The 21,729-nt window shown below is 72.8% G+C and carries 23 protein-coding genes and 1 tRNA gene; 11 read left to right on the forward strand and 13 right to left on the reverse strand.

Features of this window, described 5'->3' with window-relative positions; genetic code table 11:
- Positions 1-4: 4 nt before the first annotated feature.
- From ABEB00_RS01000 to ABEB00_RS01025, 6 genes are all read right to left on the reverse strand, one after another.
- Positions 5-1,027 (reverse strand): phosphotransferase family protein, encoded by a 1,023-nt coding sequence (locus ABEB00_RS01000; RefSeq protein WP_345616807.1) that lies wholly within the window; start codon positions 1,025-1,027, stop codon positions 5-7.
- Between the two features lie 216 nt (positions 1,028-1,243).
- Positions 1,244-1,582: a DUF202 domain-containing protein gene (locus tag ABEB00_RS01005; protein WP_345616808.1), complete on the reverse strand. Its 339-nt coding sequence runs from the start codon at positions 1,580-1,582 to the stop codon at positions 1,244-1,246.
- A 23-nt stretch (positions 1,583-1,605) separates the two neighbouring features.
- Entirely contained in the window at positions 1,606-1,998 is a 393-nt protein-coding gene (locus ABEB00_RS01010; RefSeq protein ID WP_345616809.1) for a YidH family protein, read from the reverse strand.
- Between the two features lie 54 nt (positions 1,999-2,052).
- Complete coding sequence (locus ABEB00_RS01015; RefSeq protein ID WP_345616810.1) at positions 2,053-2,574, reverse strand: NUDIX hydrolase; 522 nt, start codon at positions 2,572-2,574, stop codon at positions 2,053-2,055.
- 74 nt (positions 2,575-2,648) lie between these two features.
- Positions 2,649-4,046: a GntP family permease gene (locus ABEB00_RS01020; protein WP_345616811.1), complete on the reverse strand. Its 1,398-nt coding sequence runs from the start codon at positions 4,044-4,046 to the stop codon at positions 2,649-2,651.
- 107 nt (positions 4,047-4,153) lie between these two features.
- Positions 4,154-4,681 (reverse strand): gluconokinase, encoded by a 528-nt coding sequence (locus ABEB00_RS01025; protein WP_345616842.1) that lies wholly within the window; start codon positions 4,679-4,681, stop codon positions 4,154-4,156.
- 130 nt (positions 4,682-4,811) lie between these two features.
- Between ABEB00_RS01025 and ABEB00_RS01030 the strand changes: the two genes are divergently transcribed.
- Positions 4,812-5,513, forward strand: coding sequence for a FadR/GntR family transcriptional regulator (locus ABEB00_RS01030; RefSeq protein WP_345616812.1), 702 nt, complete (start codon positions 4,812-4,814; stop codon positions 5,511-5,513).
- Positions 5,514-5,581: 68 nt separating this feature from the next.
- Here the strand turns inward: ABEB00_RS01030 and ABEB00_RS01035 are convergent, their stop codons facing one another.
- Positions 5,582-5,959 (reverse strand): YchJ family protein, encoded by a 378-nt coding sequence (locus ABEB00_RS01035; protein ID WP_345616813.1) that lies wholly within the window; start codon positions 5,957-5,959, stop codon positions 5,582-5,584.
- A 124-nt stretch (positions 5,960-6,083) separates the two neighbouring features.
- A tRNA-Leu gene (locus tag ABEB00_RS01040) sits at positions 6,084-6,171 on the reverse strand.
- A 186-nt stretch (positions 6,172-6,357) separates the two neighbouring features.
- Here ABEB00_RS01040 and ABEB00_RS01045 point away from each other — a divergent pair.
- From ABEB00_RS01045 to ABEB00_RS01055, 3 genes are all read left to right on the forward strand, one after another.
- A complete protein-coding gene (locus tag ABEB00_RS01045; protein WP_345616814.1) occupies positions 6,358-7,683 on the forward strand; it encodes a M20/M25/M40 family metallo-hydrolase in 1,326 nt (441 codons plus the stop codon).
- Positions 7,684-7,870: 187 nt separating this feature from the next.
- Complete coding sequence (gene chpH, locus ABEB00_RS01050; RefSeq protein ID WP_345616815.1) at positions 7,871-8,104, forward strand: chaplin ChpH; 234 nt, start codon at positions 7,871-7,873, stop codon at positions 8,102-8,104.
- 119 nt (positions 8,105-8,223) lie between these two features.
- The gene (locus tag ABEB00_RS01055) at positions 8,224-9,090 is read left to right on the forward strand and encodes a chaplin (protein WP_345616816.1); all 867 of its coding nucleotides are present in this window, start codon (positions 8,224-8,226) and stop codon (positions 9,088-9,090) included.
- Positions 9,091-9,172: 82 nt separating this feature from the next.
- On the opposite strand, the gene ABEB00_RS01060 is transcribed toward ABEB00_RS01055, so the two are convergent.
- Entirely contained in the window at positions 9,173-9,361 is a 189-nt protein-coding gene (locus ABEB00_RS01060) for a DUF5703 family protein (RefSeq protein WP_345616817.1), read from the reverse strand.
- Between the two features lie 47 nt (positions 9,362-9,408).
- On the opposite strand from ABEB00_RS01060, the gene ABEB00_RS01065 reads away from it, so the two are divergent.
- Positions 9,409-10,173 carry a hypothetical protein gene (locus tag ABEB00_RS01065; protein WP_345616818.1) on the forward strand — a complete coding sequence of 255 codons (765 nt, stop codon included), beginning with the start codon at positions 9,409-9,411 and terminating at the stop codon, positions 10,171-10,173.
- A 172-nt stretch (positions 10,174-10,345) separates the two neighbouring features.
- Here ABEB00_RS01065 and ABEB00_RS01070 read toward each other — a convergent pair whose 3' ends face one another.
- Both ABEB00_RS01070 and ABEB00_RS01075 read right to left on the reverse strand, forming a co-directional pair.
- The gene (locus ABEB00_RS01070; RefSeq protein ID WP_345616819.1) at positions 10,346-12,670 is read right to left on the reverse strand and encodes a helix-hairpin-helix domain-containing protein; all 2,325 of its coding nucleotides are present in this window, start codon (positions 12,668-12,670) and stop codon (positions 10,346-10,348) included.
- Entirely contained in the window at positions 12,667-13,650 is a 984-nt protein-coding gene (locus tag ABEB00_RS01075) for an aldo/keto reductase (RefSeq protein WP_345616820.1), read from the reverse strand. Before ABEB00_RS01075 ends, ABEB00_RS01070 begins: the two co-directional genes overlap by 4 nt.
- A gap of 112 nt (positions 13,651-13,762) precedes the next feature.
- Here ABEB00_RS01075 and ABEB00_RS01080 point away from each other — a divergent pair, with 112 nt between their 5' ends.
- Together ABEB00_RS01080 and ABEB00_RS01085 are read left to right on the forward strand one after the other, a co-directional pair.
- The gene (locus ABEB00_RS01080; RefSeq protein ID WP_345616821.1) at positions 13,763-14,818 is read left to right on the forward strand and encodes an LLM class F420-dependent oxidoreductase; all 1,056 of its coding nucleotides are present in this window, start codon (positions 13,763-13,765) and stop codon (positions 14,816-14,818) included.
- A gap of 230 nt (positions 14,819-15,048) precedes the next feature.
- Positions 15,049-15,837 (forward strand): ferritin-like domain-containing protein, encoded by a 789-nt coding sequence (locus ABEB00_RS01085; RefSeq protein WP_345616822.1) that lies wholly within the window; start codon positions 15,049-15,051, stop codon positions 15,835-15,837.
- A 112-nt stretch (positions 15,838-15,949) separates the two neighbouring features.
- On the opposite strand, the gene corA is transcribed toward ABEB00_RS01085, so the two are convergent.
- Positions 15,950-16,945, reverse strand: coding sequence for a magnesium/cobalt transporter CorA (corA, locus tag ABEB00_RS01090; RefSeq protein WP_345616823.1), 996 nt, complete (start codon positions 16,943-16,945; stop codon positions 15,950-15,952).
- A gap of 61 nt (positions 16,946-17,006) precedes the next feature.
- Here corA and ABEB00_RS01095 point away from each other — a divergent pair, with 61 nt between their 5' ends.
- The 4 genes from ABEB00_RS01095 (at position 17,007) to mshC (ending at position 20,483) form a co-directional block, all read left to right on the forward strand.
- Entirely contained in the window at positions 17,007-17,693 is a 687-nt protein-coding gene (locus ABEB00_RS01095) for a histidine phosphatase family protein (RefSeq protein ID WP_345616824.1), read from the forward strand.
- Positions 17,694-17,762: 69 nt separating this feature from the next.
- Positions 17,763-18,353: a DUF3090 domain-containing protein gene (locus ABEB00_RS01100; protein ID WP_345616825.1), complete on the forward strand. Its 591-nt coding sequence runs from the start codon at positions 17,763-17,765 to the stop codon at positions 18,351-18,353.
- The gene (locus tag ABEB00_RS01105) at positions 18,317-19,144 is read left to right on the forward strand and encodes an SCO1664 family protein (protein WP_345616826.1); all 828 of its coding nucleotides are present in this window, start codon (positions 18,317-18,319) and stop codon (positions 19,142-19,144) included. The genes ABEB00_RS01100 and ABEB00_RS01105 overlap by 37 nt, the downstream gene beginning before the upstream one ends.
- Positions 19,145-19,253: 109 nt before the next feature.
- On the forward strand, positions 19,254-20,483 hold the full coding sequence (gene mshC / locus ABEB00_RS01110) for a cysteine--1-D-myo-inosityl 2-amino-2-deoxy-alpha-D-glucopyranoside ligase (RefSeq protein WP_345616827.1): 1,230 nt from the start codon (positions 19,254-19,256) through the stop codon (positions 20,481-20,483).
- Between the two features lie 96 nt (positions 20,484-20,579).
- Here mshC and ABEB00_RS01115 read toward each other — a convergent pair whose 3' ends face one another.
- Positions 20,580-21,560, reverse strand: a complete 981-nt coding sequence (locus ABEB00_RS01115) for a PAC2 family protein (protein ID WP_345616828.1) — start codon at positions 21,558-21,560, stop codon at positions 20,580-20,582.
- Positions 21,561-21,729 lie beyond the last annotated feature (169 nt).

Below are 21,729 nucleotides of genomic sequence, written 5' to 3' on the forward strand. Positions count from 1 at the left end.
CGGGTCAGCCTTCCTGAAGGGTGGTCAGTCCGTGGTCGATGAAGACGGGGACCAGGTCGCCGATGCGGTCGAAGCCGCGCCCGACCGTCTGGCCCAGGGTGTAGCGGTAGTGGATGCCCTCCAGGATCACGGCGAGCTTGAACCAGGCGAACGCCGTGTACCAGGAGACGGCCGAGACATCGCGCCCCGAGCGCGCCGCGTACCGCTCGATCAGCTCCTCGGGCGAGGGATGGCCGGGCGCCTCGGCGGTGGTGGAGACGGGCGAGTCGGGCATGCCGAGCCGCTGGCTGTACATCACCAGCAGGCCCAAATCGGTCAGCGGATCGCCGAGAGTGGACATCTCCCAGTCGAGGACCGCCTTGATCCGGTCGTCGTCGCCGATCAGGACGTTGTCCAGCCGGTAGTCGCCGTGCACCACGGCGGGGGCGGGGGAGCTGGGCAGTTCCCGGCCGAGCGTGGCGTGCAGCTCGTCGATGCCGGCCAGCTCGCGGTCGCGGGAGGCGTCGAGCTGCTTGGCCCAGCGGCGGAGCTGCCGGTCCAGGAAGCCGTCCGGGCGGCCGAAGTCGGCGAGGCCCACCGCACCGGGGTCCACCGCGTGCAGCGCCACGAGCGTGTCGACCAGGTTCAGCACCGCGCCCCGGGTGCGCTCGGGCCCGAGCGGGGCGAGCTGGTCGGCGGTGCGGTAGGGCGTGCCCTCGACGAACTCCATCACGTAGAACGGCGCTCCGAGGACCTCCTGGTCCTCGCAGAGCAGTACGGTGCGGGGCACCGGCACCTCGGTCGGGTGCAGCGCGCTGATCACCCGGTGCTCGCGCTTCATGTCGTGCGCCGTGGCCAGCACATGGCCGAGCGGCGGGCGTCGCACCACCCAGCGCGCGGAGGCGTCGGAGACCGAGTAGGTGAGGTTCGACCGTCCGCCCTCGATCAGCCTGCCGGTCAGCGGGCCGTTCACCAGGCCGGGCCGCTCGCGGTCGAGCAGCGCCCGCAGCCGGTCGAGGTCGAGTCCTGGCGGATGATCGGGGCTCATCGTGGCTCCTCCGGGGGGGGCTGAACAGTACCGGGACACATGATGCCGACCGGTCGGTATGCCGTCCAGAGGGAAAGCGGAACGTGATCGGGGCCACGGGTGCCGGCGGCCCTGGGCCACTGACCGAGGGACCCGTACGCCGTCGACCACCACGGCGGACGCCACCCTTCGTCCGCCCCGGCCCGGTGGACCTGCCGCACAGGATCGTGCCCGCGCTCAATTCGTGATCAGCACCGCCCCGCACGCGGCCATCGCCACCGTGCACAGGGCGACGGCGGCGGCGTGCGGCGGGCCGAGCGCCGGCGGGTGGCCCGAGGACGCGACGGTGCTGATGCGCCGGTGGGCGAGGAGCAGCAGGCCCAGCCACAGGACGCCGGTGAGGACCCCGGCGGCCACGGAGACGGCCGAGGCGTCACCGCGCAGCGCACTCTTCGTGGCGAGCACGGCGGCCACCGCGCCCGCCAGGGTGGTCCGGCGCCAGGCCAGCCGCGTGCGCTCGGGCTGCAACCCCGGGTCCCGGGCGGGGACGGCGGCCCCGCCGGGACCGTCGCTCATCCCTCCCACCCGGCCAGGGTCGCTCATCCCTCCCACCCGGCCAGGACCACGGCGACCATGGCGACGGCCACGACCGCGACGACCACACCGAGCAGCGCGGGAAAGCGGGAGACCGGCAGATCCTCGCCCCGGCGCATGGCCCGCTCGCAGCGCACCCAGTGGTCGACCGCCCGCAGCGCGCACAGCACGCCCGACGCCAGCAGCGCGAGCGCCAGGCCCACCCGCCAGCCCCAGCGCAGACCGGGAAGGAACTGGTCCACGGCGAAGCCGCCGCCGATCAGCGCGAGCGCGGTGCGCAGCCAGGCGAGGAAGGTGCGCTCGTTGGCGAGCGAGAACCGGTAGTCGGGTGTCCTGCCCTCCCGCCGCACCTCCTCGGGCGCGAACCAGAGCCGGACGTTCCGTGCGAAGTCGATCACGTGAGCGACCTTATCGGCCGGGCCGGCGCACACCGGCCGGCCCGGCCCACCAGGTCAGGACCGGTCCGGGCCCGCATCCCCGACGAGCCGTTCGTACGCCGCCAGCCCGTCCGGCACCCACTCCCACTCGTCCAGCCGCCGCCGCACTTCCTCCTCCGGCAGGAACGCGTGCCAGGCCACCTCCTCCGCCTGCGGCTGTACGTCGGCCTCGCACCGCACCTCGTACACCGCCGACCACCAGGTGCGGCCGCCGCCGTCGTCGTACAGGAACTTGAAGAGGAACCGCGGGCGCGGCAGCCCGCGCACCCCCAGTTCCTCCTCCGCCTCGCGCAGCGCCGCGTCGTCGTAGGACTCGCCCGCGCCCACCACCCCGCCGACGAACATGTCGTACAGGGAGGGGAAGACCAGCTTCTCCGGTGTCCGGCGGTGTACGAAGATCCGTCCCTCGGCGTCCCTGGCCTGGACGAAGACGCAACGGTGGCGCAGCCCTCCGGCGTACACCGCACCGCGCGGCGACCGGCCGACGACCCGGTCGTGCTCGTCGACGATGTCGAGGATCTCGTCAGCAGCGCTCATGCGGCCATCCAACCAGGAGCAGCGGGAGAACGATCAGAAGCCGGAAAGACCGGCCACCTGATCGGCCGGGGGAGCTAAAGGATCAGGGACAGGAGCAGCACCAGACCGCCGCCGACCACCGAGATGATCGTCTCCATCAGCGACCACGTCTTGATGGTCTGGCCGACGTCGAGCCCGAAGTACTCCTTCACCAGCCAGAAGCCGGCGTCGTTGACGTGGCTGAAGAAGAGCGAACCGGCGCCGATGGCGAGCACCAGCAGGGCCGCGTGGGTGGTCGACATGTCGGCCGCCAGCGGCGCGACCAGACCGGCCGCCGAGACGGTCGCCACCGTCGCCGAACCGGTCGCCAGCCGGATCGCCACCGCGATCAGCCAGGCCAGCAGCAGCGCCGGGATCGACCAGTCCTCGGAGATCTCCAGGACCATCTGCCCCACGCCGGAGTCGATCAGCGTCTGCTTGAAGCCGCCGCCCGCGCCGACGATCAGCAGGATGCCCGCGATCGGCGCGAGCCCCTTCTCGACCAGGCCCGTGACGCGGTCCTTGGCGAACCCGGCGGGCCGCAGCAGCGTGAAGATTCCGACGATGACGGCGGCGAGCAGGGCGATCAGCGGGTTGCCGATGACGTCGAAGACGCGCTGCACCAGGTGGTCGGGGTCGTCGACGATGATGTCGACGAGCGCCTTGGCCAGCATCAGCACGACCGGCAGCAGGATGGTGCCCAGGGTGGCGCCGAAGCCGGGACGCTTCTGCAAGTCCTCCGAGGCGCGCTGCGGGATCATCCGCTCCGGGGCGGGGACGTCCACCCAGCGGGCCGCGACCTTCGAGAACAGCGGACCGGCGATGATCACCGTGGGGATGGCGATCAGCACACCGAGCGCCAGCGTCACCCCGAGGTTGGCGTCGAGTGCGTCGATCGCGACCAGCGGACCGGGGTGCGGCGGCACCAGACCGTGCATCACGGACAGGCCGGCCAGCGCCGGGATGCCGATCCGCATCAGCGAGTAGTTGCCGCGCCTGGCGACCATCAGGACGACCGGGATCAGCAGGACGATGCCGACCTCGAAGAAGAGCGGCAGCCCGATGACGGAGGCGATCAGCACCATCGTCCACGGCATCGAGCGCGGGGACGCCTTGGCCAGGATCGTGTCCACGATCTGGTCCGCGCCGCCGGAGTCGGCGAGCATCTTGCCGAGGATCGCGCCGAGGGCGATCAGCACGCCCACGCCCGCGACGGTGGAGCCCAGTCCACTGGTGAAGCTGGTGATCACCTTGTCCAGCGGCGCCCCGGCGAACGCGCCGAGCGCCAGCGACCCGATGGTCAGGGACAGGAAGGCATGCAGCTTGAACTTGGTGATCAGCAGGACGATGACGGCGATGCCCAGCAGCACGGCGATGCCCAACTGGGCATGGCCGGCCGAGGTGATCGGCTCGACGGTGTCCGCTGCCAGCATCTCGACGCTGAGTCTGGTCACGGTGAATCCCTTGCGGTGATGGTGGTGCGGTGACGGGGGTGCGGGGGTGCGGGGCGGCGTCCGGGGGTGGGGCGTCCGGGGGTGGGGCGTCCGGGGGTGGCAGGGGCCTACCGAGTGGGCTCGGGGAGCGCCCGCAGGGCGTCGACCGCCCGCGCGGCGATCTCCTCGGGGCCGCCGGCGACGCTCACCGCGACCCCCGCCTCGTCCTCCTCCAGCGGCTGGAGGGTGGCGAACTGCGAGTCGAGCAGCGCGGTCGGCATGAAGTGGCCCTGCCGGTGGGACATCCGGTCCTCGATCAGTGCGCGGTCGCCGGTGAGATGCACGAACACCACCCCGGGGGCGGCCGCCCGCAGCCGGTCACGGTACGCCCGCTTCAGCGCCGAACTGCTCACCACCCCGCCCAGTCCCGCCCGCCCGTGCGCCCAGGTGCCGATGGCGTCCAGCCACGGCCACCGGTCGTCGTCGGTCAGCGGGGTGCCGGCCGTCATCTTGGCGATGTTGGCCGGCGGATGGAAGTCGTCGCCCTCGGCGTAGGGAACGCCGAGGCGCGCCGCGAGCAGGGGACCGATGGTGGTCTTCCCGGTGCCCGCCACGCCCATGACCACGACGACATGGGGGGTCTGGAGTCGCTGCATCATGCTCTCGCTGTCTTCGTCGACACGTGATGTCGACGCAACTGAAACGCATAAGGTACGACGAATTCAAGGGGCTGTGACATATAAGTCTGACTTTTTCTTCCCGTGATCCGGCACGTACGCTGAGTGCATGAGCACAACGGGCCGGGGGCTGCACGGCCGGGTACTGGACTCCCTCGGGCCTTCCATCACCGCGGGCGAGTACCCCGCCGGCAGCGTTCTGCGCACCGACGAGCTGGCGCAGCGCTTCGAGGTGTCGCGCTCGGTGATGCGCGAGGCGGTCCGCGTCCTGGAGTCCATGCACCTGGTCGAGTCGCGCCGCCGGGTGGGGGTGACCGTCCTGCCCGAGCGGGAGTGGAACGTCTACGATCCGCAGGTCATCCGCTGGCGGCTGGCCGGCTGCGAACGGCCGCGCCAGTTGCGCTCGCTGACCGTGCTGCGCTCGGCGGTCGAGCCGGTCGCGGCGAGCCTGGCCGCCCGGCACGCCACCGACGAGCAGCGCGCCGAACTGACCGCCTGCGCGCTCGGCATGGTCGCCAACTCCAGCGGCCACAAGCTGGACCAGTACCTCTTCCACGATGTGGCCTTCCACCGCGTGATCCTTACCGCGTCGGGCAACGAGATGTTCGCCCGTCTCGGCGATGTCGTCGCCGAGGTCCTCACCGGCCGCACCCACCACGACGTGATGTTCGAGGACCCCGATCCGGCCGCCGTCACCCTGCACGTCCGGCTCGCGGAGGCGGTCCGCGCGCGGGACGCCGTCCGCGCGGAGTCGCTGACCCGGGAGATCACGGTCGGGGCACTCCAGGAACTGGACATCCTGGCCCCCTGACCGGGGTACCCCGGTCAGGGCCCCGCTCGATCTCGCCCCCCTCGGCCCTTCTCGCCCCCCCTCGGCCCTCAGGTGGTGAGGAACTCGCCGTCGATGTACACCCACGCCCCGTCGACCCGCTCGAACCGGCTCCGTTCGTGCAGCGAACCGCCGCGGTAGGACGCCCGGAAGGTCACGGTGCCGGTGGTGTGGAACGCGGACCCGCCGGTGGTGTCCAGGATCTCCAGCCCGGCCCACCGCGTCCCCGCGTCCAGGTCGAGCGTCGCGGGCCGGGTCCGCGGATGCCAGGTCCGCAGCAGATACGCCGCGTCCCGTCGTACGAAGGCGCTGTACCGCGAGCGCATCAGCGCCTCGGCGGTCGGCGCGGCGACGGCGCCCGTGTGGAACCGGCCGCAGCACGCCTCGTACGGCTCGGACACTCCGCAGGGGCAGGTACGCGCGCTCATGGGGGCCATTGTGCCCGGTCGGCGCGGCGGGCGGGAAAAGCGGAAGGCCCCTGATGATCAGGGGCCTTCCGCTGTGATCCACGGTGCTTCACTGGAATTCACCGGTGTTACTGGTTACTGATACTGGTGTCCGAGGGGGGACTTGAACCCCCACGCCCGATAAAGGGCACTAGCACCTCAAGCTAGCGCGTCTGCCATTCCGCCACCCGGACAAGGTGTCTGTCGTGCGAGCTCTGCCCGCGGCGACGACGTAAACATTACCAGGCTCCCAGGGGTGCCCGATCACCCCCGCCCGACGCGTGAACGGCGTGTGACGGGCCGGGTCCGGCCTTGGGCGGCACCCGCCCAGGGAGGAGTATGAGGGGGACCCACCAGCAGTGACAGCGGGAGGAAAGCACGTGAGCGACTCGGGCAGGACCGGAAGCGTCACCGGCGAGGACGAGGTCGTGGACCTCTGCCGCGAGCTGATCCGGATCGACACCAGCAACTACGGCGACCACTCCGGGCCGGGTGAGCGCGAGGCGGCCGAGTACGTCGCCGGGAAGCTCGCCGAGGTCGGCCTCGAACCGAAGATCTTCGAGTCGCACCCGGGGCGCGCCTCCACGGTGGCCCGGATCGAGGGCGAGGACCCGTCGCGGCCCGCGCTGCTCATCCACGGCCACACCGACGTCGTCCCGGCCAACGCGGACGACTGGACCCACCACCCGTTCTCCGGCGAGATCGCCGACGGGTGCGTGTGGGGGCGCGGCGCCGTCGACATGAAGGACATGGACGCGATGACCCTCGCGGTCGTCCGGGACCGGATGCGCAGCGGACGCAAGCCGCCGCGCGACATCGTCCTCGCCTTCCTCGCCGACGAGGAGGCCGGCGGCACCTACGGCGCCCGCCACCTCGTCGACCACCACCCCGACCTCTTCGAGGGCGTCACCGAGGCGATCAGCGAGGTCGGCGGCTTCTCCTTCACCGTGAGCGAGGAGCGCCGGCTCTACCTGATCCAGACGGCCGAGAAGGGCATGCACTGGATGAAGCTGACCGTGGCCGGCACCGCCGGGCACGGCTCGATGATCCACCGCGACAACGCCATCACCGAACTGTCGGAGGCCGTCGCCCGCCTCGGCCGGCACAGGTTCCCGGTCCGCGTGACCAAGACGACCCGGGCCTTCCTCGACGAACTCGGCGACGCGCTCGGCACCGACCTGGACCCCGAGGACATGGAGTCCACGCTCGCCCGGCTCGGCGGCATCGCCAAGCTCATCGGCGCGACCCTGAGCAACACCGCCAACCCGACCCAGCTCGGTGCCGGTTACAAGGTGAACGTCATTCCGGGCGAGGCCACCGCCCACGTGGACGGCCGCTTCCTGCCCGGCCACGAGGACGAGTTCCTCGCCGACCTGGACCGGATCCTCGGCCCGAAGGTGCGCCGCGAGGACGTGCACTCCGACAAGGCCGTCGAGACCACCTTCGACGGGGCGCTCGTCGCCGCCATGCAGTCCGCGCTGGTCGCGGAGGACCCGGCCGCCAAGGCGATCCCCTACATGCTCTCCGGCGGCACGGACGCGAAGTCCTTCGACGACCTCGGTATCCGGGGCTTCGGCTTCGCACCGCTCAAGCTCCCGCCGGAGCTGGACTTCGCCGGGATGTTCCACGGCGTCGACGAGCGGGTGCCGGTGGACGGCCTCAAGTTCGGAGTGCGCGTCCTGGACCGCTTCCTCGACGCGTCCTGAGGCGGCGGTGGTACAAGCGAAGCGTCCGGAAATGAACCGCTGAAACGACACTCCGTTAATCGGCCGGACGTACGGGACCCGACCGGGAAGGGTGAATGCGACCATAAGCTCGTAGCCCGATTACTCCCTCCTCGTTATTGGTCATGTGATCCGCACATTGGATCGCACTTGCCAACTAGGAGGAACAATGCTCAAGAAGGTCGTCGCCGCTGCCGCCGCCACCGGTGGTCTCGTTCTCGCCGGCGCGGGCCTCGCCGTTGCCGACGCCGGTGCGCAGGGTGCCGCCGTCGGGTCCCCGGGCGTGCTCTCCGGCAACGTCGTCCAGGTTCCCGTACACGTCCCGGTGAACCTCTGCGGCAACACGGTCAACGTGATCGGTCTGCTGAACCCCGCCTTCGGCAACACCTGCGTCAACAAGTGACGTTGCGCCTCGCCCCATGAAGGACTGAACCGGTCGGCCCCGGAGCGCGCCCCATGCGCTCCGGGGCCGACCGGCCTCCGTACACGTCGGACACAGGATCGAAGGCAGGGAATCAGCACATGCGACAGGTCACCCGTAAGGGCTTGATGACGATGGCGGCGGCCACCGGTGTGATCGCCGCCGCCGCGAGCGGTACCGCCCACGCGACGGGCGCCGGTGCGGAGGGTGCCGCCTCCGGGTCGCCCGGCGTGCTCTCCGGCAACGCGGTGCAGGCACCGGTACACGTCCCGGTGAACCTCTGCGGCAACACGGTCAACGTCGTCGGCCTCCTCAACCCGGCCGTGGGCAACACCTGCGCCAACCGGGACGGTGGCGGGACCGGCGGGGGGCACGGCGGCTCGGGACACGGTGGCTCGGGGCACGGTGGTTCGCACGCCGTAGGCCACGCCACCGACTCGCCCGGCGTCGGCTCGGGCAACCTCATCCAGGCACCGGTGCATGTGCCGGTGAACCTCTGCGGAAACAACGCTTCCGTGGTCGGCGTCGGCAACGCGGTCGTGGGCAACGACTGCGAGCAGGGGGGCGGCGGCCACGGAACCCCTCCGGGTGACCCTGGTCACCCTGGTGAGCCGGGAGAGCCGGGAGAGCCGGGAGAGCCGGGTGAGCCGGGTGAGCCGGGTGAGCCGGGTGAGCCGGGAGAGCCGGGAGAGCCGGGAGAGCCGGGAGAGCCCGGCAATCCCGGTGAGCCGGGAAACCCCGGTGAGCCCGGGAACCCCGGTGAGCCGGGCAACCCCGAGACCCCCGTCACTCCTCCCGGCGACCACCCCGAGACGCCGGGCGTCTCCACCGATCAGCCCGGCGGCCAGCCCCCCGCGCAGCTCGCCGAGACCGGTAACGAACTGCCGCTCGGCCTCGCCCTGCCGGCCGGTGCCGGCGCCCTGCTGGCGGGCGCGGTGCTCTACCGCAAGGCACGCGCCAGGGTGTGACGCACACCCGCGCGCCGACGGAGCGGCCCCCGCGTCGGCGGGGCCCGCTCCGTCCCCGTCGGGGCCCGGGGTCCGCCCCGGCTCACCAGGTGGCGCGCACCTGTCGGATGATGCGCCGACGCAGCCGCACCCGGCGGCTGCCGTCGCGCAACAGGCTCAGGCGGTACAACTCCCAGTGTCCGTACTCGGCGTGGTCCGTCAGCAGGCGTGTCGTCTCCCTGCGGGACACCCCGCGCGGCACCAACACGTCGACAAATTCGTATTCCGGCATCGCATCTATTGTGCGGGCTGGGGTCCGGTACGGATAGCGTCTGCGGTATGTCTGATGCTGTGCAGCCCACCGCTGCCGAGGTACGCGCCGCCGCAGAGGCGGTCAAGACCGCGCTCGACCGCCATCTGGCCGCGGTCGAGCGCCGGTCGGGTGAGGACGACCCGGCCGTCTACGAAGCGTTCAACGAACTGGCCGCCGCCGCCGAGGCGTACGACGAGCTGCTCTACGACCGTTACGACGAGGTCACGCCCTTCGAGATCCCCGCCGCGGAGGACGAGCTGCCGCCGTACACGGGACCGGAGGAACCGAACGCGCTGAGTGTGCTGATCCGCCGCGACTACGCCGTGGTGGAACCGCAGCGGCTGCTGGCACAGGCCCGCCGCGTGGAGGACGCCGACGACGAGCGCGCTCCGGGCGCGGAAGTCTCCGGCACCGTGCACGGCGCCCTCGGCCTCCTCTTCGGCGAGTTCGAGGCGGACGAGATCGCCTCCCGGCACAAGGAGTTCGGTCTGGAGGAGGGCGACTCCACGCTGTGGGTCACGGCCGCGGACGAACCCGCCGAGGCCGGCGAGTGGCTGGAGGCCCCCTTCGAACAGGTCGACCCGCAGCGGGTGGTCTGCCGGTTCGACGCCAGTTCCGTCTTCGACGACGAGAGCGACGACGACCTGGACGACCTGGACGATCTCGACGACGAGGCGGGCCCCGCGGACGCCGTCGAGGACGCCCTCGACACCGAGCTGGACCCGGACCTCGACGACGAACTGGACGAGGACGAGGTCGAGGAACTGGAACGGCTGGACGCCGACCGCTGAGCGGACGGTGCCGAACCGGCAACGGCGAGTACGACGACGATCACGATCACGACGACGTTCACGATCACGAGCAAGACCACGAGCACGACCACGAGCACGACCACGGCGGCGGCGGTCACGGGAACACCTCCCGTGACCGCCGCCGCGGTGTGCCTGGGTCCCGCCAGGTCCCTCAGGCCTCCCGCGCCGGGGCCTGCGGGGCGAGCAGCACCGGCAGCCGGGTCGTCCGCGGCTTGGCCGGCACTTCGGCGACGGACCGCGGCAGCGCCTGGTCCACGCCGTGCACGACGGACAGATGCCGGGCGGCCCGGCCGAACGCCGTGTACACCCACGGCCGACTGAGCGCCTGCGCGGCGTCACCGGGCAGCACCACCACCACGGCCGGCCACCGCCCGCCCGCCGCCTGGTGCGCGGTCAGCGCCCACCCGTGCCGCACCTGCCCCGCCACCCGCTCCCTCGGTACGAGTACGGCCTCGCCCGCGCAGGTCAGCCGCAGCCCCTCGGCGTCGGCCCCGGCCACCGTGCCCGGCAGCGTACGGCCCGGCGCGGGGGAGTAGGCGACGCGGTCGCCGGGGTCGAAGCCGCCGAAACGGCCCGGCCCCGGGTTGAGCCGTTCCTTGAGCGCCGCGTTCAGCACCCGGGTACCGGCCGCTCCGCCATGACCCGGCGTGATCACCTGGGTCTCCTCGGCGGGCACCCCGATCGCCCTCGGCACCGAGTCCGCGACGAGCTGCACCGTGCGGTGCACCGCCTCGCCCGCGTCCCGCACCGGCACGATCACGACCTCCTTGCCCGGCGCCTCGACCTGGCCCAGCTCGCCGATGCCGATGCCGGAGACCAGCTCGCCCAGCGGGCCCGGATCGGGCCGCCGCGAGGCGATCTGCGGACAGATCCGGGCCGCCAGCAGATCGGCGAAGACCCGCCCGGGACCCGCCGACCACAGCACCCCGGGGTCACCGGCCAGCACCAGCCGAGCCCCGTCCGGCAGTGACTCCACCAGCAGGGCGGCGGCCTCCACGTCCAGTTGCGGCGCGTCCGGCACGACCAGCAGGTCGAGGTCGAGCGCACCTTCCGCGTCCCGTCCCGGACCCTCGGTCCCGGCCAGCAGCCCGTCCACGGTGGCGACCGCGGGGACCTCGTCCGCCAAAATCCCGCCCGCCGGGGAGGCGGCGCCGGAACCGGAGCCGTGGCCGTCCAGGAGGGCGGCGAAGCGGGCCCGTCCGGACGGGCCGGGGGTGGCGGCGAAGGCGCGCAGGCCCAGTGCGCGCGCGGCGCGCAGCAGGGCCGCCGGTTCGGCCAGGGCCGCCTCGCCGCCGGTGTGCAGGACCAGGCCGTGGCCGCCCACCGCGCGGATCAGGTCGGCGGCGGCACCCTCCGCCGAGCCGGCGGCCCGCTCCCAGTCCGCCGCCGCGCCGTCCTGCTTCGGCGCCGAGCCGACCAGCCGGGCGAGGCCGTCGGCCAGGCTCTCCTCGGCGAGCGCGTACCGCTCCAGACCGAGCAGCACCCGCACCGGCCGCTCCTCGGCCTCGGACTCCTCCCCGTCGCCGCCGGCCCGCGTCTCGGGGCGGGCCGGGCCGCCGGTCTCCTCCAGGGCGTCCTGGAAGGCCAGGGCGTCGCCCTCGGCGAGCGTGCTCTGGACGGCGGCGTCAGGGTCCGGCACGCCCCGCTGGGCGAGGGTGGCCGTGAGCCGCGACAGTTCCAGCGCCGTGTGTCCGGCCAGGGCCGCCTGCTCCAGGAGCCACCCGGTGACCGCCCGCCCGCGCCGCTCGTCGTCCGGGCGGGACTCGGCTCCCAGCAGCGCCCGCGCGAAGCCGTCGGCCTGCTCCGGCCGCACCCCGGCGACCCGCAGCAGCAGCCACGGGTCGGCACGCAGCGCCTCCGGCGCGCCCTCGCCGAGCACCTCGGCCACCTGCGCGGCGAGCGCCTCGGGTGCGCCGCCCTCGGCCAGCACCTGCCCCACGGCCCGGACGGTCCCGGCGGCGGGTGCGGGGGACGGGCCGGCCGTCCGCTCCGGTTCGAGCGGGGACCGAGGGGCCGGCCCGGCCTCCGGGGCCGGGCGGCGCGGGGCGGGCGCGGGATCGGCGAAGACGGTCGCCACCGGCTTCTCGCCGCTCTCCACGGCCCGCACGGCGGCGAGCAGGTCGGCCGCCGTGCCGCTGAGTTTGGCGCCGCTCGCGATGCTCGCCTTCTCCGCCTTCCGCCGCGCGATCCGCTCCCGCTCGACCCGCTGAGCGGCCAGCTCGGCCGCGGCCTCGGACAACTTGGCCTCGCCGGCCTCACCCGCCGCGTCTGCCGTGCCTGCTTCGTCTGCCGCGTCTGCTTCGCCGCCGGTCTCCTCCGCGCCGTCGGCCCCGGCGTCGGCCCCGCCCTCCACGCCGGGGCCGTCGCCGCTCTCCCCGTCCACCGGTACCGTCGCCGCGTCCTTCCCCGCGGTGTCCGGCGTCCCCGGCTCGGCGTCGTCCGCGGCCTCCTCGGCGGGCTCGGGCTCCGTGCTCACAGCGTGCTCCAGTCGTGATCGGGATAGCGGTGCTCGGGCTCCGACACGTCGTCGAGCGCCCGGCAGATCTCGTCAGGAAGACTAAGGGCCTCCACTGACAACGCGGCCGTGAGCTGCCGCGCGTTGCGTGCGCCGACGATCGGGGCGGCCACCCCGGGCCGGTCCCGGACCCAGGCGAGGGCCACCTGCAACGGGGTGACCGCGAGCCCGTCCGCCGCCGTGGACACCGCCTCCACGATGCGGCCGGCCGCGTCGTCCAGATAGGGCGCGACGAACGGCGCCATGTGCGCCGAGGCGCCACGCGAGTCGGAGGGGGTCCCGGTCCGGTACTTGCCGGTGAGCACCCCACGCCCGAGCGGTGAGGACGGCAGCAGACCGACGCCCAGGTCGAGGGCGGCGGGCAGCACCTCCCGCTCGACCCCGCGCTGCAGCAGTGAGTACTCCAGTTGCGTGCTCGCCAGCCGGGTGCGCGCCCCCGGCGCGGCCAACTGCCAGGTCGCCGCCTTGGCCAGTTGCCAGCCGCAGAAGTTGGCGACCCCCGCGTACCGGGCGCGACCGCTGCTCACCGCGAGGTCCAGGGCGTGCAGGGTCTCCTCCAGCGGGGTGTACGGGTCGTAGGCGTGGACGTGCCAGACGTCGACGTGGTCCGTGCCCAGGCGGGCGAGGGAGGCGTCCAGCGCGGCGAGCAGATGGCCGCGGGAGCCGTCGACGGGCCGGTCGGGATCGGCGAGGCTGCCCGCCTTGGTCGAGATCACCAGGTCCCGCCGCGGCACCAGGCTCCCCATGAGCCGCCCCAGCAGGTACTCGGCCTCCCCGTCGCCGTACACGTCCGCCGTGTCGACGAGGGTCCCGCCCGCGTCCCAGAACGTCTTCAAGAGGTCCGAGGCGTCGTGCTCGTCGGTGTCCCGGCCCCACGTCAGGGTGCCGAGCCCGATGCGGGACACGCGCAGGCCGGTGCGGCCGAGATACCTCTGCTCCATGAACGCCGAGATTACTGGCCACGGGTTGCCCTGTGGGGGGCTGTGGACAACCCATTTCCCCACGCTAAGGTCGGGGTACCAGGGACGTTACTGATCAGTAAGGGGATCGGCCATGCAGCTCGGGATCAACCTCGGCTACTGGGGCGGCGGAATGGACGCGGACAACCTCGCCGTCGCCCGGGAGGCCGACCGGCTCGGTTACGCAGTCTGCTGGGCCGCCGAGGCGTACGGCTCCGACGCCGCGACGGTGCTCACCTGGGTCGCCGCACAGACGGAGCGCATCGACGTCGGCTCGGCCATCTTCCAGATCCCCGCGCGCCAGCCCGCGATGACCGCGATGACCGCCGCCACCCTCGACTCGCTCTCCGGCGGACGCTTCCGCCTCGGCCTCGGCGTCTCCGGCCCGCAGGTCTCCGAGGGCTGGTACGGGGTCAAGTTCGACAAGCCGCTCGCCCGGACCCGGGAGTACGTCGAGATCGTGCGCAAGGCGATGACCCGCGAGCGCCTGTCGTACCAGGGCGAGCACTGGACGCTGCCGCTGCCCGACGGCCCCGGCAAGCCGATCAAGCTGACCGTGCACCCGCAGCGCGAGCACATCCCGCTGTACATCGCCGCGATCGGCCCGAAGAACCTGGAGCAGACCGGCGAGATCGCCGACGGCGCCCTGCTGATCTTCCCCTCCGCCGACCACCTGGAGGAGACCGCGATCCGCCCCTTGCGCGCCGGACGCGAGAAGGCGGGCCGGACCCTGGACGGCTTCGACGTCTGCCCGACCGTTCCGCTCGCCCTCGGCGAGGACCAGGACGTCGCCGCGCTCGCCGACACCTTCCGCCCGTACACCGCGCTGTACGTCGGCGGCATGGGCAGCCGCAAGCAGAACTTCTACAACCAGCTCGCCCGGCGCATGGGGTACGAGAAGGAGGCCGCCGAGATCCAGGACAAGTACCTGTCCGGCGACAAGGAGGGCGCGGCCGCCGCCGTACCGCACGACCTGATCGACCAGACCACGCTGCTGGGCTCCGTGGACCGGATCGCCGACCGGATGCGCGCCTACGCGGCGGCCGGGGTCACCACCCTGACCCTGGCTCCCGCGGGCTTCACGCTGGACGAGCGGATCGCCGCCCTGCGGGCCGGCACGGAGGCCCTGGAGCGCGCCGGGGTCGCGTAGCACGCGCGGGGGACACGGGAGAGGTTTCACGGCCGTGGTGGGGGCTCGGGGGTCTTCCCCGCCACGGCCGTCACGGGAACAACGCGTCCGCACGCGCGTGGTTACGCCCCGCGCGCCCCGAACCGTCCCCCGTTCGGCGGAGTTGTCCGACCCAGGTGTTGCCCCGCCGTCCGTCCCGCACTTGACTCGTCTTTCGCCAGGACCCCGCGCAGGCGGAGAGGTGAGCGATGATGCTTTCGGCCAGGAGTCTGTTCCAGGAGATCCTCGACCACGACGAGTCCTTCCGGCTCTTCTGCTCCATCGCGGCCAGCGGTGAGTCGCAGGGCGGCTGGGAGAACGGGCGCATCGCGGCGCTGGTGCCCGACAGCGAACGCGCCCTCGCGCCCAAGATCGCCCGGCACGGCGCGGACGAGGAGAAGCACGGCCGCCTCTTCACCGCCCTGCTCAAGAAGCGCGGGCTGGAGCCCGTCGAGGTGCCCCCGGAGACCGACTACACGGCGCTGCTGGAGCGGCACGGCATCGGTCTGGCCCACGAGAAGCTCACCGCCGACCAGCCCCTCACCGTGGACGACATCGTCACGTACCTGGCGCACAGCAGGGTCACCGAGCAGCGGGCCGCCGACCAGATGGAGATGCTCCGCGCGTACTTCGCCGACCACCCCGACGTGGGCCGGGCCATCCGGATGATCTCCAGTGACGAGGACGCCCACCTGGCCTACTCCCACGAGGAACTGCTCCGCTTCGCCGCCGCCGGACACGGCCGCCGCATCCAGCGCACCCTGCGCGAGTGCGCGCTCGCCGAGATCGGCGTCCACCGGGACGTCAGCCTCGCGGTCATGGCCCGGATGGGACGCGTCCTCGGCTGGTCCGGGGCCAAGTCCGCCGTCCTGCGCGCGGGCATCCACGCGAGGTACGCCTACGAGCGGCTCGGCGGCTGGCGCCGCATGGTGGACCTCAGGATGCCCGAACACCGCGACGCGCTCGGCGGCCCGGCGTCCGCCGCCCCCGAGTTCGCCTGACCCGCCCGGCGGGCTCCCGCGGGCGCCCGGACCGGAGCCCGCGAAGGCGCCCGGACCAGAGCCGGCCAAGGCGCCCGGACCAGAGCCGCCGGAGCCGGCGAAGGCGCCCGGACTACAGCCAGCCCCGGCGTTTGAAGAGCCGGAACAGCAGAACCTCCAGCACCGCCATGAGCACGATCACCGCCGGGTAGGACCACGACCAGCTCAGCTCGGGCATGTGCTCGAAGTTCATGCCGTAGACCCCGGCGATCATCGTCGGGACCGCGGCCATCGCCGCCCACGCGGAGATCTTCCGCATGTCGTCGTTCTGCCGGACGCTCATCTGCGCCAGGTGCGCCGACAGGATGTCCGAGACCAGCCGGTCCAGGTTCTCCACCGACTCGTTCACCCGCGTCAGGTGGTCGTGCACGTCCCGGAAGAACGGGCGCGCCCGGTCGTCCACGAAGGGCACCGCGGAGCCGAACGCGCCGGTGCCCGCCAGCCGGTGGACCGGCACCGCCAGCGGCCCGGTCGCCCGGCGGAACTCCAGGATCTGCCGCTTGAAGGTGTAGATCCGCGAGGCCGTGTTCCGGGAGCCCCCGCCGTCCGGCGAGAACACCTCCGTCTCCAGCTCCTCCAGGTCCGTCTGGAGTTCGGTCGCCACGTCCAGATAGTGGTCGACGGTGGCGTCCGCGATGGCGTACAGCACCGACGTCGGGCCCTTGCCGAGCAGTTCCGGCTCCCGCTCCAGCCGCTGCCGGATGGCCTTCAGCGGGGCGCCCTCGCCGTGCCGGACGACCACCACGAAGGCGTCGCCGAGGAAGACCATCACCTCGCCGGAGGAGACGGTGTCGCTCTCCGGCTCGTACACGACCGGCTTCAGGACCAGGAAGAGGGAGTCGTCGTACACCTCCAGCTTGGGCCGCTGGTGGGCCTTGAGGGCGTCCTCCACGGCCAGCGGGTGCAGCCCGAACTCCCGGGTGACGTGCTCGAACTCCCGCTCGGTCGGCTCGTGCAGCCCGATCCACACGAAGCCGCCCGCGGCCCGCGCCTGGTCGAGGGCGTCGGAGAAGTCCTCCGGGCCCTCGGTGCGCTGCCCGTCCCGGTAGATGGCACAGTCGACGATCACTGAACGTATTCTCCCTTCGCCCGGGCGCCGGTGCTCACCCGGGTACGCCTACCCTTGCCGCATGCCCACGCTGATCCTGGTCAGGCACGGACGTTCCACCGCCAACACCGAGGGGGTGCTCGCCGGCTGGACACCCGGCGTCGCCCTCGACGACCGCGGCGCCGCACAGGCCGCCGCACTGCCCGCCCGGCTCGCCGGGCTGCCCCTGTCCGAAGTCGTCGCCAGCCCCCTGCAACGCTGCCAGGAGACGATCCGGCCGCTGCTGGCGGCCAGGCCCGAACTGCGCGCGCACAGCGACGAGCGGATCGGGGAGTGCCACTACGGCGACTGGTCGGGCCGTAAACTCGCCGAGCTGAGCGGCGAACCGCTGATGGAGGTGGTGCAGTCGCACCCCTCCGCCGCGGCCTTCCCCGGCGGCGAGTCCCTGCGCGCGATGCAGAGCCGTGCCGCCGAGGCGGTGCGCGAGTGGAACGCACGCGTGGAGCGCGACCACGGCGCCGACGCCGTCTGGCTCCTGTGCTCGCACGGCGACATCATCAAGTCGCTCGTCGCCGACGCCCTCGGACTCCATCTCGACCTCTTCCAGCGGATCTCCGTCGAACCGTGTTCCGTCACCGCCATCCGCTACACCAGGCTGCGGCCCTACCTCGTGCGCCTCGGTGACACCGGCGACTTCGCCTCCCTGGCACCGCGGGAGGAGCCGCCGGGCGACCACGCCACGGTCGGGGGCGGTGCGGGCGCACCGTGATCGTCGGCCGCAGTAGGGTGAAGCGGTTCCCGCAGTGCTCACCCACCGACTTCGCAATGGAGACAGGACGTGTCCCGTCAGGTGTTCCTCTACGACTCGCCGGACCGCTTCGTGGCCGGCACGGTCGGACTGCCCGGGCGCCGTACGTTCTTCCTCCAGGCCATCGCCGGCCCCCGGGTGACCAGTGTGGCCCTGGAGAAGACACAGGTCGCCGCGCTCGCCGAACGCATGGACGAACTCCTCGACGAGGTCGTACGCCGTAGCGGCGGCAGCGCCTCGGTCCCCGCCATGGTGCTCGGCGAGGTCTCCGACACCGCCCCGCTGGACTCCCCCGTGGAGGAGGAGTTCCGGGTCGGCACCATGGCGCTGGCCTGGGACGGCGACGACCAGCGCATGATCGTCGAGGCGCAGGCCCTGGTGGAGCTGGACGCCGAGTCCGAGGAGGACCTCGCCGAGGCCGAGGAACGGCTGCTCCAGGACGAGGAGAACGGACCCCCGATGTTGCGGGTCCGGCTCACCGGCGCGCAGGCCAGGGCCTTCGCCAAGCGCGCCCTCGACGTCGTCAACGCCGGGCGGCCGCCGTGCCCGCTGTGCAGCCTCCCGCTCGACCCGGAAGGACACGTATGTCCGCGCCAGAACGGATACCGCCGCGGAGCGTGACGACCGCCGAAGCGCTCGCCGGACTGCTCGCCGAAGGGGAGCTGACCGTGCGCGGCCGGATCCGCGAGGCGTCCAACGCGGCGCTCTACTGCACGGTCGCGCGCGACGGCCGTGAGGCCGCCTGTGTGTACAAGCCCGTCGCCGGTGAGCAGCCCCTGTGGGACTTCCCCGACGGCACCCTCGCCCAGCGCGAGGTCGCCGCCCACGCGGTGTCCGAGGCGACCGGCTGGGGCCTGGTGCCACCGACCGTGCTGCGCGACGGACCGTACGGCGAGGGCATGGTCCAGCTCTGGATCGAGATCACCCCCGAGGCCGAGCTGCTCGCCCTGGTGGACGCCGAGGAGCCCGGACCGGGCTGGAAGGCCGTCGGCCTCGCCGAGGTGGGGGAGGGCAGGACCGCGCTGCTCGTGCACGCCGACGACGCGCGGCTGCGGCGGCTCGCCGTCCTCGACGCGGTGATCAACAACGCCGACCGCAAGGGCGGCCACCTGCTGCCCGCCGACGGCCTGCTGTACGGCATCGACCACGGGGTGAGTTTCCACACCGAGAACAAGCTCCGCACCCTGCTGTGGGGCTGGGCGGGCGAGCCGCTCACCGCGGAGGCCGTGCGGGTGCTCGGCACGCTCCGCGAGGCGCTGGCGGACGGCGGTGGGCTGGCGGCCCGCCTGGCGTCCCTGATCACCGCCGCCGAGATCGACGCCACGCGTGCGCGCGTCGACACGCTGCTCGCCACCGGCACCCACCCGGAACCGGGCGGCGAATGGCCCGCGATCCCCTGGCCGCCCGTGTAGCGGCACGCGGGTTCCGAGCACACGCGTGGGAGAACCGCAAGAGTGCCTCCTCGGCCATCCGCACCGGTCCGGTTCGTGTACGGAACATCCGTCCGGTTACGCTCATGACATGCATGCCTGGCCCGCTTCCGAGGTCCCCGCCCTGCCTGGTCAGGGCCGCGACCTGAGGATTCACGACACCGCGACCGGCGGTCCGGTGACCCTCGACCCCGGTCCTGTCGCCCGTATCTACGTCTGCGGCATCACGCCGTACGACGCGACCCACATGGGTCACGCGGCGACCTACAACGCGTTCGACCTCGTTCAGCGCGTGTGGCTCGACACCAAGCGGCAGGTTCACTACGTCCAGAACGTCACCGACGTCGACGACCCCCTCCTGGAGCGGGCCGTACGGGACGGCGTCGACTGGAGCGCGCTCGCCGAGCAGGAGACCGCCCTCTTCCGCGAGGACATGACGGCGCTCCGGATGCTGCCGCCGCGCCACTACATAGGCGCGGTGGAGGCCATACCCGGCATCGTGCCGCTGGTCGAGCGGCTCCGGGACGCGAACGCCGCCTACGAGCTGGAGGGGGACGTCTACTTCTCCGTCGACACCGACCCCCACTTCGGCCAGGTCTCGCACCTCGACGCCGCCGCCATGCGGCTGCTCTCCGCCGAGCGCGGCGGCGACCCGGACCGGCCGGGCAAGAAGAACCCCCTCGACCCGATGCTGTGGATGGCGGCCCGCGCGGGCGAGCCGAGCTGGGACGGTGGCTCGCTCGGCCCCGGCCGGCCCGGCTGGCACATCGAGTGCGTGGCCATCGCCCTCGACCACCTCGGCATGGGCTTCGACGTCCAGGGCGGCGGCTCCGACCTCGCCTTCCCGCACCACGAGATGGGCGCCTCGCACGCCCAGGTGCTCACCGGCGAGTTCCCCATGGCGAAGGCGTACGTCCACGCCGGCATGGTCGGTCTCGACGGCGAGAAGATGTCCAAGTCCAAGGGCAACCTCGTCTTCGTCTCCGCGCTGCGCCGCGAGGGCGTCGACCCCGCCGCCATCCGGCTCTCGCTCCTCGCCCACCACTACCGCGCGGACTGGGAGTGGACCGACCAGGTGCTGCGGGACGCCGTCGCCCGGCTGGAGCGCTGGCGCGCCGCCGTGTCCCGGCCCGACGGCCCGCCCGCCGGGGAACTGGTCGAGGAGATCCGCGAGGCCCTCGCGGACGACCTGGACTCCCCGGCCGCGCTCGCCGCGGTCGACCGCTGGGCCGCCCGCCAGCAGGAGAGCGGCGGCACCGACATCGGGGCGCCCGGCGTCGTCTCCCGGGCCGTCGACGCGCTGATGGGCGTGGCGCTCTAGCACGGCGATGACCTCTGGCACGGCGAGTGACCTCTGGCACGGCGAATGACGAGGGGCCCGCCCGGACAGCGTCCGGGCGGGCCCCTCGTCATTCGCTCACTCCTCCGACGACTCCTCGTCGTCGGAGCCGGTCTTCGGCGGCTTCGGCGGCCGGGGACGACCGCTCGGACTGTCCCGCCGGAACGGCGGGCCGGGCGGACCGTCGCCCCCCTCCGCCGTGGCATGGCCGCCGGGGCCCCCGTCCCGCCGCCGCAGATACCGCTCGAACTCCCGGGCGATCGCCTCGCCCGACGCCTCCGGCAGCTCCGCGGTGTCCCGGGCCTCCTCCAGCGACTGGACGTACTCGGCGACCTCGCTGTCCTCGGCGGCCAACTGGTCGACGCCGACCTGCCAGGCACGCGCGTCCTCGGGCAGCTCGCCCAGCGGGATGCGCACGTCGATCAGGTCCTCCAGGCGGTTCAGGAGAGCCAGCGTCGCCTTCGGGTTGGGCGGCTGCGACACGTAGTGCGGCACCGCGGCCCACAGCGACACGGCCGGCACACCGGCGTGCGTGCACGCCTCCTGGAGGATGCCGACGATGCCCGTGGGGCCCTCGTACTTGGTCTCCTCCAGGTCCATCCGGCGGGCCAGGTCCGCGTCCGAGGTGGTCCCGCTGATCGGGACCGGACGGGTGTGCGGGGTGTCTCCGAGCAGGGCGCCCAGGATGACCACCAGCTCGACGCCCAGCTCATGGGCGAAACCGAGCAGCTCGTTGCAGAACGACCGCCAGCGCATGGACGGCTCGATGCCCCGCACGAGAACCAGGTCGCGCGGCTTCTCGCCGCCCACCCGCACCACGGACAGCCGGGTCGTCGGCCAGGTGACCTTGCGGACGCCCTCGTCCATCCACACCGTGGGTCGGTTGACCTGGAAGTCGTAGTAGTCCTCGGCGTCCAGCGCCGCGAAGACCTCGCCCTTCCACTCCGTGTCCAGATGCGCGACCGCGGTGGAGGCGGCGTCACCGGCATCGTTCCAGCCCTCGAACGCGGCCACCATGACCGGGTCGACCAGCTCGGGAACCCCCTCGAGCTCGATCACCCAGTGCCTCCTTCCGACGTGCCCTCGCTTGACGCCCCAACCTTACGGCGTGCCGCGGGGACGACCGCAGCCCCCTTGCACGGGCCAGTGAACGGATCACTGCCCCGAACCCGGCGCTCGGACACCCGGGGTCCGCCGGTGACGGAAGGGCCGGTGCCCGGCCGGCCGG

Origin of the sequence: Streptomyces ziwulingensis (genome assembly GCF_039542605.1) — a bacterium.
Lineage (GTDB): Bacteria > Actinomycetota > Actinomycetes > Streptomycetales > Streptomycetaceae > Streptomyces > Streptomyces ziwulingensis.